At 73.2% G+C, this 14,631-nt stretch carries 12 protein-coding genes; 2 read left to right on the top strand and 10 right to left on the bottom strand.

Annotated elements, in window-relative coordinates; translation table 11 throughout:
• Window position 1: 1 nt before the first annotated feature.
• The 6 genes from LX12_RS07515 to LX12_RS07490 form a co-directional block, all read right to left on the bottom strand.
• Complete coding sequence (locus tag LX12_RS07515; protein WP_253653933.1) at window positions 2–1,456, bottom strand: condensation domain-containing protein; 1,455 nt, start codon at window positions 1,454–1,456, stop codon at window positions 2–4.
• Window positions 1,457–1,477: 21 nt separating this feature from the next.
• On the bottom strand, window positions 1,478–1,900 hold the full coding sequence (locus tag LX12_RS07510) for a SufE family protein (RefSeq protein ID WP_253653932.1): 423 nt from the start codon (window positions 1,898–1,900) through the stop codon (window positions 1,478–1,480).
• Window positions 1,897–2,781 carry a sulfurtransferase gene (locus tag LX12_RS07505; RefSeq protein ID WP_253653931.1) on the bottom strand — a complete coding sequence of 295 codons (885 nt, stop codon included), beginning with the start codon at window positions 2,779–2,781 and terminating at the stop codon, window positions 1,897–1,899. Before LX12_RS07505 ends, LX12_RS07510 begins: the two co-directional genes overlap by 4 nt.
• Before the next feature lie 129 nt (window positions 2,782–2,910).
• A complete protein-coding gene (locus tag LX12_RS07500) occupies window positions 2,911–4,314 on the bottom strand; it encodes a condensation domain-containing protein (RefSeq protein ID WP_253653930.1) in 1,404 nt (467 codons plus the stop codon).
• Window positions 4,295–5,842 (bottom strand): condensation domain-containing protein, encoded by a 1,548-nt coding sequence (locus LX12_RS07495; protein WP_253653929.1) that lies wholly within the window; start codon window positions 5,840–5,842, stop codon window positions 4,295–4,297. The genes LX12_RS07500 and LX12_RS07495 overlap by 20 nt, the downstream gene beginning before the upstream one ends.
• Complete coding sequence (locus LX12_RS07490) at window positions 5,839–7,347, bottom strand: condensation domain-containing protein (RefSeq protein ID WP_253653928.1); 1,509 nt, start codon at window positions 7,345–7,347, stop codon at window positions 5,839–5,841. Before LX12_RS07490 ends, LX12_RS07495 begins: the two co-directional genes overlap by 4 nt.
• A 410-nt stretch (window positions 7,348–7,757) precedes the next feature.
• Between LX12_RS07490 and LX12_RS07485 the strand changes: the two genes are divergently transcribed.
• Together LX12_RS07485 and LX12_RS07480 are read left to right on the top strand one after the other, a co-directional pair.
• On the top strand, window positions 7,758–8,723 hold the full coding sequence (locus tag LX12_RS07485; RefSeq protein WP_253654556.1) for an ATP-binding cassette domain-containing protein: 966 nt from the start codon (window positions 7,758–7,760) through the stop codon (window positions 8,721–8,723).
• Window positions 8,720–9,538: an ABC transporter permease gene (locus LX12_RS07480; protein ID WP_253653927.1), complete on the top strand. Its 819-nt coding sequence runs from the start codon at window positions 8,720–8,722 to the stop codon at window positions 9,536–9,538. The genes LX12_RS07485 and LX12_RS07480 overlap by 4 nt, the downstream gene beginning before the upstream one ends.
• Window positions 9,539–9,576: 38 nt before the next feature.
• On the opposite strand, the gene LX12_RS07475 is transcribed toward LX12_RS07480, so the two are convergent.
• The 4 genes from LX12_RS07475 to LX12_RS07460 all read right to left on the bottom strand — a co-directional run bounded on the left by LX12_RS07475 (window position 9,577) and on the right by LX12_RS07460 (window position 14,622).
• Window positions 9,577–10,458 (bottom strand): glycosyltransferase family 2 protein, encoded by an 882-nt coding sequence (locus LX12_RS07475; RefSeq protein WP_253653926.1) that lies wholly within the window; start codon window positions 10,456–10,458, stop codon window positions 9,577–9,579.
• A gap of 119 nt (window positions 10,459–10,577) precedes the next feature.
• A complete protein-coding gene (locus LX12_RS22190; protein WP_253653925.1) occupies window positions 10,578–11,834 on the bottom strand; it encodes a glycosyltransferase in 1,257 nt (418 codons plus the stop codon).
• A gap of 3 nt (window positions 11,835–11,837) precedes the next feature.
• Window positions 11,838–13,190 (bottom strand): condensation domain-containing protein, encoded by a 1,353-nt coding sequence (locus tag LX12_RS07465; protein ID WP_253653924.1) that lies wholly within the window; start codon window positions 13,188–13,190, stop codon window positions 11,838–11,840.
• 4 nt (window positions 13,191–13,194) lie between these two features.
• Window positions 13,195–14,622 carry a condensation domain-containing protein gene (locus tag LX12_RS07460; RefSeq protein WP_253653923.1) on the bottom strand — a complete coding sequence of 476 codons (1,428 nt, stop codon included), beginning with the start codon at window positions 14,620–14,622 and terminating at the stop codon, window positions 13,195–13,197.
• Between the last annotated feature and the right edge of the window lie 9 nt (window positions 14,623–14,631).

Below are 14,631 nucleotides of genomic sequence, written 5' to 3'. Positions count from 1 at the left end.
GTCACGGAGTCGTGCCCGTCCACGGGACGGTCGGGCCGAATGTGCTCTGATCACCCACCGCGCGCACGATCTCGCTGAACCGCACCAGGAATGCGCTCACCTCGGCGTGCATCGGGCCGGTGGCCGGGAAGCGGGCGGAGATGCGCACACCCGACGGTGTCCGGTTCACCCAGATGTAGACCTCGTCGGGGGAGTAGTTGTGACTGCGCAACACCCGCGCGCCGCCGGCGTCGGCGGCCGCGGCGTCGGGCGCGTGGCGGGTGTCGATGAAGGACACGACGAACGAGGGTGCGCCGCCGTAGCCGAGGAGCTCGGTCACCCGCAACAGTGGGACGTCCGCGGCCACGCGGGTGGTGCGCAGGGCCCGGGTGGCGCGCTGCACCAGCGCGGCGAACGACCCCGTCCCCGTGGAGTCGACGGCGACGGGGGTCACCGACACGAACCAGCCCAGCGCGCCGAGCCAGCGGCCCTGGGTACGTGTGTGCCGTGGCGTGATGCAGCGGAACACGTCGCCACCTCCGCACTCGCGGTAGGCCACGGCCAGGGCGGCGACGATCCCGGCGAACAACGACCCGCCCGCGGCGACGCACACCGCGGTGAAGCGGTTCGCGTGGTCGTCGTCGAGGAGTTCCAGCGTGACCGACGACTGCGGGGGTCCCGGCTCCCCATCAGGTGTGTCCCCGTCGGCATCGTCCCCGTCGGGTACGACCGGGTCGGCGAGGTCGAAGCGCGGCATCCGGTGCTCGTTCGCGTCGAGGTAGTCCGCCCAGGCCCGGACGGCGGGGTGGTCGACGTCGACGGAGTCGGCCGAGCTGCGTTCCTGCGCACTGAAGTCGACGTAGCTGCCGACGGGCGGCAGTTCGGGCTCCCGACGTTCCCGCGCGGCGTGGTAGAGCTCGGTCAGCTCGTGCTGGGCGAGGATCAGCGAGTAGCCGTCCAGCAACGAGTGGTCGCCGGCGAACAACAGCGTGAACGACCGCTCACGCGCCACCGTCGCGAACAGGTAGGCGGGCCACTGCAGCGGGGCGGTCGCCCGGTCGAACGAGCCCGCGAGCTGGTCGAGCAACGGACCCGACTCGGCGTACCACCCGACCCGCCCCATCTTCAGGCGGACCGACCCCGGTGGGGTCGTGAGACGTTGCAGCCCGGCGTGTTTGACGACGACGTGACTGCGCAGCACCTCGTGTCGGTCGATCCACCGTGTCAGCGCGGCGCGGATCGCCGGGACCGACATGGGTTCGTCGAACTCGATCGCCAGCCCGAGCCACGACTCGCGCCCGCCCTCGCGTCCGGTGCGCCAGCGGTGCTCGAGCGCGGCCCGCAGGTGCACTTCGTGGTTGTGTGACGTCGAGCGGGTGTCGTTCTCCCAGTGCGCGAAACCGCCGACCGTCGACGGGGACCACTCGACGAGACCACCCGGGGCGACCGGCTGGTCCATCATCTGGATGAACTTCATCGCCGCACCGACCCTCCGCGGTCAGCCGCGGGCTCGGGTGATCTGCGCCTTCACGCGGGCCAGCATGCCCGCCATCCCGCGCAGACGCAGCGGGCTCACGACCGTCGCGAGACCGAGGTCGTCGTAGAAGTCCGGTGGCACGGCGAGGATCTCGTCGGCGGAGGCCCCGTCGAGACCCGCGTGCAGGATGGACGCGAACCCCCGGGTCGTGGGCGCCTCGGGCGGCGCGCTGAAGTGCAACCGGACGGCGTCGGCGTCGGAGGCGTCGACCGACAGGAACACCGGCGACTGACACTCCGGTACCGGCTCCATGGCCTCGGTGCGCAGGTCCTCGGGCAGATCGGGCAGCTCGCCGGCGAACTCGAGCAGCAGCGTCACCCGGTCGGACTCGGCGAGCGCGCCGAAGTCGTCGACGATCTCCGCCAGCGCGGCGGGCAGCGTCACGGCGTCCCGGGCTCGTCGCCGGTCGCGATGGGGGCGCGCACCGCGTTGCCCCACTCGGTCCACGAGCCGTCGTAGTTGCGCACGCGGGTGAACCCCAGCAGGTGCGTCAGGACGAACCAGGTGTGCGACGAGCGCTCACCGATGCGGCAGTACGCGATGGTCGGGGTGTCGGCCGAGAGGTCGCCGTAGATCTCGTCGAGCTCGGCGCGGCTGCGGAAACGACCGTCCGGTGCGGCCGACTTCGCCCACGGGATCGACAGCGCGGTCGGGATGTGGCCACCACGCAGGGCGCCCTCCTGCGGGTAGTCGGGCATGTGGGTGCGCTCGCCCGTGTACTCCTGCGGCGACCGGACGTCGACCAGCGGCTCGGTGCCGATGGCGCTGCGCACGTCGTCGGCGAAGGCGCGGATGAGGGAGTCGTCGCGCTCGACGACGGGGTAGTCCGATCGCGGGTACTCGGGCACGTCGTAGGACGTCTCGCGGTCCTCGGCGAACCACGCCTGCCGACCGCCGTCGAGCAGGCGGACGTCGGCGTGGCCGAACAGCGTGAAGACCCACAGCGCGTAGGCGGCCCACCAGTTGCTCTTGTCGCCGTAGACGACGATCGTGTCGTCGCGGCGGATCCCCTTGCTGCGCATCAGTTCCGCGAACGCCTCGCCGTCGATGTAGTCGCGGGTGACGGGGTCGTTCAGGTGCAGGTGCCAGTCGATCTTCTGCGCGGTGGGGATGTGGCCGATGTCGTAGAGGAGGACGTCCTCGTCGGACTCGACCACCTTCAGGCCCTCGGTGCCGATGTTCGCGCTGAGCCACTCCGTGCTCACCAGGCGCTCGGGGTGGGCGTAGGCGGCGAAGGCGGGGTTCGGGTCGGTCGGGACGGTCACAGGGAGCTCCGTGGGTCGGGGACGGGCCGGTGCGGGGGCCACCGGCGGTGCGGCGTCACCGGCCGCGGGCACTCGGGCTCGGCGGTGGCGACCCTGCACAGCGTAGTGCCGGGGCGGCCCGGTGCGGGGTCATCCCGGTGCGTGTGCCGTCGGGTCGAGGGTCGTCGGTATCCGTGCCGCGAGTGCGACGACCGCGTCGAGGAAGTCGCCCACGATGCGACCCGCGTCGGGGGTGTCGGGGTGACGGGTCCGCAGGGCCAACCCCTCGTCGGTGCGGGAGATCCAGATCTGCACGTCGTCGGCGCGGGTCACGTTGGAGATGTGGTGGGCGTCGAGGTCCGCGAGGTGCGCCGCGCCGGGCAGTCGGCGGTAGTCGACGTAGGAGACCATGAACACGTCCGACCGCACGAAGGTCAGACCCCCGACGGCCTCGACGACCGCCCCGATGGGGACGGCGCCGAGACCGACCGCGGCCCGCAGGTCGGCACCCGTGGCGGCCACGGTCGCGGCGAGGTCGTCCCCCGCCCGCACCGTCAGCGGCGCGTTGGTGGTGAACCACCCGACCGCCGTCTCGCGACGGGCGGTGCGTCGGGTGTGCATCGGGAACAGCAGCGACAGCTCGTCGCCCAGTCCGGAGTCCCGCGCCGCGTGCGCCATGGCGGCCAGGACGCCCGCGAAGGTCGACCCGCCGAGCGACCGGCAGGCGTCGTCGATGCGATCGGCGGTCGGCGCGTCGGCGAGCCGCCGCAGGTCGACCGCCTGCGGCGCCGTCTCGCCCGGGCGGAGCCCGAGGTCGGCGGGGAAGGACGGCGGTGTGTTGCGGTGCCGCGCGAAGAACGCGCGCCACTGCGCCATCGCCGGGAGGGTCGCGTGGTCGCGGTCGTCCTCCGCCTCCTCGGCGCAGTGGGCGAGGAAGCTGCCCGCCGGACCGAGACGCGCGGGGTGGAACGCGCCGGGCTCGGCGCGGAAGCCCTCGTAGAGCATCCGGAGGTCGTCGACGACGACGGCGATCGACCACGCGTCGGTGTGGGCGTGGTCGAAGGCGCAGAGGATCGTCGACCGGTCGAGGCGATCGATCGCGGCGAACAGGTGGTCCGGCTCGCCGAGCGGTGCACAGGCGTCGGCGAGCAGACGACGGAGCGCCTCGCGGGCGTCGTCCGCGGTCGCGGTCTCCACGGGCGGATCGGGTCGCAGACGCATCCGGCTGACGTCGTGGACGCGGCGGACGATCTCGACGCCGCCGGAGTCGTCGTCGCGTGCGACGAAGCCGCACCGCAGCGTGTCGTGGCGGTCGACCAGCGCCGTGAACGACCGCTCGAGCGCCTTGTGGTCGACGGGCCCGTCGACGTCGAAGGCCGCCGCGAGGAACACGGTCTGGCCGGGAGGTGCCGTCCGGGCCCCGGCGAGATGGAACCGCTGGTTGAACGACGGCGGCACCGACGAGGTCGTCCAGGGCGCGTCGGTCAGGTCGATGCGCCACCGGACGATCGGGCCCGGGCGGGGGGCGTAGCGGTCAATCGTCGTGACCCGCACGGGGACCCACCCCCTGCGTGCGTCCGGCGGCCACGGTCTCGGGGACCGCCGTCGCCGCGCCCGGTGTGCGCAGCACCCGGTCGCCGGTCGCGGCGATCTCGGCGAAGACGTCGCGCAGTCGCCGGTGATACGGCGCCAGGCGCTCCTGGGCGATCGGGGTGTCCGGGGTCTGTGTCCCCAGGTACATCCCGTGCTCGTCGCGGTTGACCCACAGGGAGGCGTTCGCGGTGCGCCCCTCGCCGGTGGTCTGCATTCCGCGGTCGTACGCGGCGGTGCCCGCGAGCGGGAACCGCCGGAAGTCGAGGTAGGACAACAGCTGTGGCGTCACCATCGCCTCCGTGGGGTCGGCGCCGTCGGCCACGAGGGCCGCCATCACGGTGCCGACGGGGACGTAGGACGCCTCGACGCCGCGGGCGCACGCCGCGGCCGCGCGCTCGACGACGTCGGTGAAGGTGCGCGTGCCGCTGAGGTCGACCGACACCGGTGCGAAGCGGCAGAACCACCCCTGGGCGAGGTGCACGCCGGCGAGGTCACGGTCGCCCAGGGCGGTGATCCCGAACCACGACGAGGCGCCTGTCGTCTCGTGGTCGACGGTCGCGACGGCGGCGACGATCCCGGCCGTGACCCCGGCGCCGTGGGCACGGCACACGTCGGCGAACCGCTGGGCTCCCGCGGTGTCGAGGACGTCGAACCGGATGCCGCGCACGGGGGCGGTCTCGCCGGGCGCCAGTCCGAGATCGACGGCGCAGTGCGGCATCCGACGTCCGTGCGCGCGCAGCGCGTCCATCCACCGCGCCAGTCCCGGCGATCCCTCCCCGTGCTGCTCGGCGCGGGACCGCTCGGCCTCGGCGTACGCCAGGGCCGAGCCGGGCGGTGCCGTCGAGAACGGCCCGGGTTCGGTGCCGTCCCGCGCGGAGACGTACAGGTCGGCCATCTCCGCCAGCACCATGGCCTGGGAGACGCCGTCGGTGAGGGCGTGATCGCAGAACCAGAAGAGGGTGAAGCCGCCGTCGCGGACGACCGCGCCCACACGGAAGCCGGGCCAGTCGAGGGCCGACGCGTGCTGTCCGAACTCGGTGTCGACGAATTCCGTGAACCGGCGGGCGCCGACGCGACCCGGCAGCTCCGGTCCGCCGCGCACCCAGCCGAAGTCGTCGACGTCGGCGACGGGCGAGACCGTGAACGCGACGTCGTCGGGGGCGACCAGGTGACGGGTGACGACACCGTCGGTGACGTCGAACCAGCACCGGAGCCCGTCGTGGCGGATCACGAAGCGACGCAGGGCCTCCGCGAGCGCCGACGCGTCGAAGGACCCGTCGATCTCGGTCGTGGCGGCCAGGTACACCGCGTGTCTGCCCCCGCGCCGCGCCACCGCGGCGGTGCCGTGCAGGTGACCCTCCTGCAGCAGCGACGGTGGCGTCGGGTGCGCCGGGGCGGTCCGGGCGGCCGCGAGTGCCGCCGCGGTCGGCGTCACGACGACGATCGCCCCACGTGCCGGGGTCCAGTGCGCCAGGCGGTCGATCATCATCGCGGGCCTCCCGGCGTGAGTGCGGTCGCGGGTCGCACCGCCGCGCGGCGTCGGCGGTCGAGCAGGTGGGCCACACCGAGATCCTCGGCGAGGTCGGCGATGGCCTCGTGCAGGGCGTGCAGGTAGCGGTGGACGGCGTCGGTCGCGGTGGCCGAACTGGGGAAGCGCGCCGACACGGAGATCCCGGCCGGTGACCGCACGATCCACAGGTAGACCTCGTCGGGTGAGGTCGACGAGCCCCGCAGGGTCCGCGCACCCCAGCGCACCCAGTCGTCCGCGCCGGGGATCCGTCGGCAGTCGACGTAGGAGACGACGAACCGGGGCGTTGCGTCGGAGCCGAGGAGTTCGGCGACCCGGGGGTAGGGGAACGGTGCCAGGTCGCGCCGGCGTGCGACCTCGTCGGCGGCGGCGGCCAGTCGCTCGTCGACCCCCCGCGCGGTGCCGGGGTCGAGATCCACGGGCACCATGCCGACGAACCAGCCGACCGACGCCCGGTGCCGCGGGTCGGTGCGCGTGTGCAGCGGCATGACGAACCGCGTGCGCGTGCCGTCGGCGACCCGCGCGGTCGCGTCCGCGAGAGCGGTGAGGACCAGCGTCTGCATGGTGTGACCGCGCTGCCGGGCGCCGGCGTTGAGCGCCTCGGCGTCACCCGCGGTCATCACCCACGACGACATGCCGCTCTGACGAGCCACGCGGGCCGCGGTGTCGCCGTGCACCGGGAGCGGGAAGCCGGGGAAGCGGCCGCCGTCGTGGGCGAGGAACGCACCCCACGCTCGGACCGCGGGATGGTCCGCGTGCATCGAGGCGGCGACGGCATGGTCGCGCACGCTGAAGTCGACGTGGCTGCCGGCGGGCGTCGCGTCGATCGGCGCCCCGTGGAGGGCACGACGGTAGAGGTCCTGGATCTCGCCGATCGCCAACAGCATCGAGTAGGCGTCCATGACCGAGTGGTCGGCACCGAACACCAGCAGGAACCGGTCGTCGCGCCGAGGGGTCCCCGTCAGCGGTGCATGTTCGACGGCGGGCTCGCTGATCGTCGCGGCGACGCAGTGCGGCCAGCGCAGCGGCGAGAGCCGGTCGAAGACGCCGAGCAGGTGTTCGTGTACGCGCGTGCCGGTCCGCAGGCTCCCGACGACACGCGGTGTCACGACGACGTCGTCGTCGAGGGTCGTCCGCCGCAGCGTGCCGTCCACCTCCCGGACCGTGGTCGAGAAGACCTCGTGCCGCTGCATCCACGCCGTGAGCGCGGTCTGCACCGCGGTCGCGTCGTGCCGGTGGGGTACCTCGAACACGGCGCCGAGCCATGACCCGGACGGCGCGTCGGCCGATGCCGCGCGCGGGTCGAACACCTCGACCCCGCGACGGCAGTAGTCCGCGTGGATCGGGGTGAGCGGGCGGGCGTCGTCGACCCAGCCGCCCGCGCCGCGGCGACCCGCCGGCCGCGGCACCCACTCGGTGAGCACGCCGCCGGTCAGCGGGTAGTCGGTCAGCTCGGTGAATTCCACTGGTGCGGACTCCATCTCGACGGGTGCAGGTGGATCGCGACACGGCCCCTCGCGTGTTCGGAATCGTACGACCGAAACGGACGTACCGTTCGGGCGAGTAACGAGTGTCCTTCGTCACTGCGGACGGCCCCGGCGGCCCCACGTCTCGGGGCGTCCTGGACGGCGGGGATGCGCAAAAACGTTGCTGCGCAGTGCCGTCGACCGCCGTGTGCGTAGTCGACCCCATCGGCATCCGGCCTGCCGGACGGCCGGTGGTGTGAACGTCGTGTAACCGGCAGTGGTGGACCGCACAGCGTGCTTCTCGGTCGTCGCGCGCACCCGTCGACATCTCGCTACCGTGTCGGCACACCGCCGTCCCACTGCCGGTCGGAGGGCGGTCGAGACGGGAGGTCGACGGCATCGTGACACCTGTGGCCGGTGCGCCGGCGATCGAGACACGCGGACTCGTCAAGACATTCGGCGACCATCGCGCGGTCGACGGGGTGGACCTCACCGTGTCCCGCGGGAGCGTCTACGCGGTCCTCGGACCCAACGGGGCGGGCAAGACGACCACGGTCCGCATGCTCGCCACCCTGACCCGGCCGACGGGCGGGAGGGCACGCGTGTTCGGCGTCGACGTGGTGGACGACCCCCGGAGGGTCCGCCGGATGATCGGTCTCACCGGGCAGTACGCGACCGTCGACGAGGGGATGACCGCGACGGAGAACCTCGTGGTGTTCGCCCGCCTGCACGGGCGGTCACGCCGCGACGCGCGCGCCGACGCGGCGGACCTGCTCGACCGGTTCGGGCTCGCGTCCGCGGCCGGTCGCCGCGTCGCGCAGTTCTCGGGCGGGATGCGCCGGCGGCTGGACCTGGCCGCGAGTCTCGTCGCACGTCCTCCGCTGCTGTTCCTCGACGAACCGACCACCGGACTCGATCCCCGTACGCGCCATGCGATGTGGGAGACCGTGCGCGGACTGGTCGCCGACGGGACCACGGTCCTGCTCACCACGCAGTACCTCGAGGAGGCGGATCAGCTCGCCGACCGGATCGCCGTGATCGATCACGGCCGTGTGGTGGCGGAGGGGACCGCCGACGACCTGAAGGACGCGGTGGGCGCCGAACGTCTCGAGCTGACCCCCGCCGATCCCGCGGACGTCACCCGCGCCGTCGCGGTGGTCGGACGTCACGCCGCGGGGGCCGTGCCGACCTCCGACGGTCGTGCGATCGCCATCCGTCCGCCGTCGACGGCCGTCCTCGGAGCGATGCTCACCGCGGTGGCGCAGGCGGGGATCGAGGTCGCCGCCGTCTCCGTCGTCCGGCCCAGCCTGGACGACGTCTTCTTCGCCATCACCGACACCGACGACCGAGCGCAGCGCGGGGAGGACGCGGCATGACGTTGTCCGACATCGAGGAACGCTTCGCGCCGCCGACGACGGACGAGGGGCCGGGTGCGCGCCTCCGCGAGGCCGTCGAACAGACGATGACCCTCGCCGGGCGCGGTCTCGTGCGCATCCGGCACAGTCCGCACCACCTCTTCGACGTGGTCGTCCTGCCGATCGTGTTCACCGTCATGTTCTCGTCGCTCTTCGGCGGCGCGATCGCCGGCGACGTCGGGGGCTACCTCCCGATCCTGGTGCCGGGGGTGTTGGTCCAGGTCGTCCTCGCGGCGTCGGTCTCGACGGGTGTCCAGCTGCGGGAGGACATGAACTCCGGTGTCTACGACCGGTTCGCGTCGTTGCCGATCGCGCGCATCGCACCCCTGGCGGGATCACTCGTCGCCGACGCGGTGCGATACGCGGTCGCGGCGGCGGTGACCGTGGTGGTCGGGCTCGTCATGGGGTGGCGGCCGGCGTCGGCGGTCGGCGTGGTCGGCGCGTGTGTCCTGGTCGCCGTCGTCGCCTTCGCCATCAGTTGGATCTTCGCGCTGCTCGGGGTGATGCTGTCCACCGCGTCGTCGGTGCAGGGTGTCTCGATGATGGTGCTGATGCCGCTCACGTTCGTGTCCAACGCCCTCGTGCCCGTCGCGACGATGCCCGGGTGGATGCAGGCGTTCGCCGACGTGAACCCGGTGTCCCACCTGGTTTCCGCGGTCCGCGAGATGAGTGCCGGTGTCTGGTCGACGCAGATCGTGTACTCGCTGGTGGGCGCAGCCATCGTCCTGGCGGTCACCGTGCCGGTGACGGTCGGGCGATACACGCGCCGGGACTGACAGACGCCGCCCACGGTCGTGGCGAGTCCTGTTCGGCGTCAGGGCATCCCGCGTTCGTCGACAGCCTGCAGGAGCGCGCGCAGCCGGAACGACCGGGTGTCCGGGTCCCAGGCGCGGATCAAGCCCAGCCGCACGACGTGCATCACGACGACCCACGGGACGTAGAGGGTCAGCGCGCCGACACCGAGCAGCAGGCGTCGGTGGAGGAACATCGTGCGCGGCAGGCACAGCATGTAGCGGGCGAACGAGACCACGCCCGTCTCCATCCGGCGGGGCGACACCCCGACGGTGAGGTGGGGGAGGAACGCGTTCGCGCCGCCGGTCTCGGTCACACAGAGCCCCATGTCGACGTCCTCGAAGACGTCGCGGCGCATGGCCACCCGGTCGCGGATCGCGAGCCAGGCCGAGCGTCGCAGCGTCATGTTGGAGCCGTAGAGCACCGCCACCGACCGCACGTCACCCGGGGTCGCATCGCGACGTGCGACGAACGGGACCACCCGCCCGACACGGTCCTTGACCCGCGACATCGCATCCCCGTAGGGCAGACCGTAGGCCTCGCCGCGGCCGCAGAGTGCGCTCCACCGCCCCTCGGTGTCCTCCCGCAGGAACGTCACGATGTCGGCGGCCCACCGCGGACCGACCATCGTGTCGGCGTCGATGCGGGCGATCGCCTCGCCGGTGGCCGCGTCCAGACCCGCGTTGCGCGCGTAGACGAGTCCCTGCCGGTCCTCGGTGATGAGGCGGACCTGCGGATGGCGACGGGCGTGGTCGCGGACCACGTCCGCGGTCGCGTCGGTCGAGTTGTTGTCGACGACCACGATCTCGTGGATGTGCTCGATCTGGTCGACGAGGCGGTCGAGACAGTCGCCGATGACCTGCTCCTCGTCGTGACACGGGATCACCACGGACAGTGTCGGCACCGCTCGCCCCCTCCGGCTCGCCCGACCGGACCGGCCCGGATCGGGTGCACAGCAACGCCTTCGACCCTAGGTGAGCGGTCGACTCCCGGCGCGCTGAGTGGCCCCGTGCGTGGTGGGTGTCACGCCGCCGCGACGATGTCCGCGGCATGCCCGACCGCGTCCCGGGCCGGGATCAGCCGGGCCCGCAGCGATTCCGCCCGTGACCGGGTGTCGGGGTCGCAGGCGTGGTCGAGCGCGTCGGCCAGCAGCGTGCGCGTGAGGGTCGACAGGCGCAGGGAGGCACCGACACCGACGCGCCGGAGTGCTCGGCCCCACATCGGTTGGTCGGCGCCGAGCCAGCACGCCACCGCCGGGATCCCCGCGCGCAGCGCCGCGGCGGTGGTGCCGGCACCACCGTGGTGTACGGCGGCGACGCAGCGCGGCAGCACCGACGCGTGGTCGACGGCGGGGACCACGCGCACGCGGTCGTCGTCGTCGGCCGGCGTGAACACGCCACCCCACCCGGCGGCGACGAGCACGCGGTGTCCGACGGTGCCGTCGAGGACCGCGGCCCGCAGGCGCTCCGGGTCGGCGACGGACATGCTGCCGAAACCGACGTAGACGGGGGCGGGTCCGGCGTCGAGCCACTCGTCGAGAGCTGTGTCGGCGGAGGCGTCGCCGAGCGCACCCGCTGTCGCGGTGTCGACCGAGAGGAAACCCACCATCGGTCGACGAGCGCCCCACTCGCGGGCGAGCCCGGGGAAGAGCACCGGGTCGTACGCCTGGATCTCCGGTGTCCCCCGAGCGGAGATGCGGCCGGCGGTCGGCCGGTGCGCGGCGGGGAGTCCGACGGCCGCGCGCAGTCGGTTCTCGTCGCGCCGCGAGGTCTGCCACAGCACCTGCTCGACCATCGCCCAGGAGGCGGAGACGACCGGCCCGGGGAGATCGCGTCCGGCCGGGGCCCTGAGCGGGACCGACCGGTTGCGGCGCAACGGGCAGAGGTGCACGGCGACGAGCGGCACGTCGCGGGCCTCGGCGACGGCCAGGGCTCGTTCCTGCCCGACGCTGCCCGCCACGAGCACATCGGCGTCGGCGGCGATGGCGTGCAGGTCGTCGAGGGCGCGTCGGGCTCCGGCGCGGCTGACCTCCGCGACGGCGCGCACACGGCGCACCGGGTTCGCGGTGCGCAGATCCCGGGTGACCGTCTCCGATCGCAGCAGCGCACCGGTGTCGACCCCGCACGCCACCGCGTCGACGCCCGCGGAGCGGGCCAGGTCCACCAGGTTCGGCGGGACGGCCATCGTCACCGAGTGGCCCCGCGCGAGGAGCTCGACGGCCAGCGCGATGCCGGGTTGGACGTCCCCGCGACTTCCCGCGAACGCCGCGACGACGCGCACGGGTCAGACCGGTGCCGCGGCCGCGTCGGATGCCGCGGGCACGGCCGCCCGGGCTCGCGCGACGAGGTCGTCGACGACGGAGGTGACGAGCGACGCCGCGACGGCGGTGTCGGGGAAACGGGCCCGGACGCTGATCCCGTCGTCGTCCCGCCAGAACCACAGTTGCAGGTCGTCGGCGCGGCCGTCGCTGCTGATGTGCCGGGCGTGCAGGGACGGCAGGCGGGTGAAGCGCCGGTAGTCGAGGTAGGACACCATGAACACGTCGTGGCGTGGCTTGCGCAGCAGATGCCCGAAACGGCCGTACACGGTGGTGAGGTCCACCGCCGCGAGGGGCAGCGCGTCGGCGACGGCGACCGTCGCGGCGCGCAGGACCCGTTCGGGGTCGTCGCCGACAACGGGACCGGCGTCGATCACCACCGGCGCGTTGGCGACACACCAGCCGACGGAACGCGACGAGTCGCCGTCGGTGCGGGTGTGGATCGGCAGCACGACGGGGAGGCGGTCGGGGCCGCCGTGGTCGCGTGTGGCCTGGGCCAGTGCGGTCAGCAGCATGGGATAGGTCCGGACCCGCCGCCGCGTACCGGACTCCGTGTGGGCGTCGGCCTCGGCGCGCGTGAGCACCTCGGCGACGTGGATGCGCGACGGGGCGAACTCCCCGGGGGTCACGCCGAGGTCGACCGGGTACTCGGGCACGGTGTGGTCGGTCGCGGCGAGGAAGTCCGCCCAGCCCCGGACGCCGGGGTCGTCGTCGCCGGGCTCGGTCACGGCGGTGCCGACGAGGTGGTCGAGGAAACTCCCGGCGGGGGGCAGCGCCTCGCCGCCATACGCGGCGACGAGGTCCTCGGCGACGACGGCGAGCGAGTGGGCGTCGACGTAGCAGTGGTCGAACGCGCAGACGACGGTGCAGGTGTCGCCGTGCTCGACCACGGCGAGCAGGTGGGAGGCGGGGGACAGCGCCGTGCACCCGGCGACGGCCTCGGCCAGCTCGTCGCGGATGCCGCGTTCGTCGAGGGCGTGGACCGTGCCCACCGGCCGCAGCGAGATGTCGCCGCGCCGGTGCAGCCGACGGTGGGGGATGCCGTCGACGTCGAGGACGAAGTGCGAGCGCAGCACCTCGTGGTGGTCCACGACGGCGCGGAACGCGGCGACCAGCCTGTCGGGATCGATTGCGGCCGTGCGGATCTCGACGGTCACGGCGAGCCACCCGGACCCGCCGGCGCGGACGGCCTCGAGATGGAACCGCTCGTTCTCCGAGGGGCCGACGGGGTGTGGGGCACCCTCCCCGACGGCCGTGGCCGACCAGCGCCGCAGACGGCCGGCGGGGATCCTCAGATTGGCCAGGGTCGTGAGCAGCACGGGCTCACGGTACCTGTGCGCCAACGTGATCCGCGTACCGGATCGGCTCCGGAACGCGCGCGAAGGACGTGAGCTCGGACACCAGGCTGCGGTGCAGGGCGGAGATCGATCGCCGGGCGACGGGGTTGTCGGGGACGTGCGACAACAGGCGCAGTCCGTCGTCGTTGCGGTTGACCCAGAGGTTCGCGTTGCGGGTGCGACCCACGCCCGGCATGACGCGTCCCGCGACGATCTCGGGCGCATGCGGGTCGGCCAGCCTACGGAAGTCGAGGTAGGACACCATCTGTGGGCTCGACGAGTCCGGGACGAAGTCGCCGGAGGCGGCGAGGATCGCGAGTACGCCGTGCACGGGCCTGTCGATGTGCGCACGCGCGTGACGCAGTTGCTGGGCCGCGGCACGGACCAGGTCGTCCGGGTCGCCGGCGTCGGCCTGCAGGGCGATCGGGGCGAACGTGCACATCCAGCCCTGTGTGCCCGGGAAGGCGGGATCGCGGGTCGAGAGCACGGTCGACGTGAAGTACCGGCGTTCTCCGGTGACGCGCCACTGGGCTCGGGCGATCGCCGCGAAGAGTGCCGCGGCGATCGAGCCCCCGGCGGCGCGGGCCCGACTCTCGCAGGCCGCGGCGGTGGCCGCGTCGACGAGGGGCTCGTCGATGGCGACCGCGGGGACCGGCGCGGGGCCGTCGAGGCCGATGTCGAGCGCGGTGCGGGGAACGGTGCGGCCGTGGGCGACGAGCACCGAGCGCCAGTGCGCGACGAGCGGGTCGTCGCCGGTGATGTCGCCGGCGCGGCGCAGTTCGTCGGCGACGTGATCGAGGTGACTGCCCGCGGGTCGCAGCGTCGGTTCGGTGCCGGTGACGTGAGCGCGGTATCGGACGACGATCTCCTGCAGGGCCTCGATCGCGGCGGAACCGTCGGTGTGCGAGTGGTCCAGCGTGATGTGCAGGGCGAATGACGTCCCCGCGTCGATCGCACCGACGCTCCAGCCGGGGATGCGGTCGTGCGTGGCGTCCCGGTCGATGCGGTGGTGGAGGACCTCCACGAGCGCGGCGTGATCGGGTGGGGCCGTCTCCCGGTGCGCGGCCAGCGTGATGGCGTGCGGAGGCGTGAGAATTCGGGTGATGGTGCCGTCGTCGGCGACGACGAAGCGGCTGCGCAGTTCGTCGTGGGCACGCGCGAAGTCGGTCAGCGCGCGTGCCATGGCCTCGGTGTCGAGGGCTTCGGCGACCTCGGTGGTGACGGTGACGACCGCGCGGTGCGGCGCACCGTCGGCCCGTTTGGCGTGCGCCGCGACGAGATGATCCCGTTGCAGGAACGAGGGACCCACCTCGCTGACGACCCCGGCCGCGCGGGCTCCGTCCTCGTCGTCGGGTGTCCACCAGACGAGCTCACCGAGGTCGGGTCGCCAGTCGGCGAGCGCTCCGGCGATCACGGGGGTGGA

It is taken from the genome of Williamsia serinedens (assembly GCF_024171725.1).
GTDB classification, from domain to species: domain Bacteria; phylum Actinomycetota; class Actinomycetes; order Mycobacteriales; family Mycobacteriaceae; genus Williamsia_A; species Williamsia_A serinedens.
The sequence above is the reverse complement of the archived record's forward strand: the minus strand, read 5'-3'. Positions and strand labels throughout refer to the sequence as shown.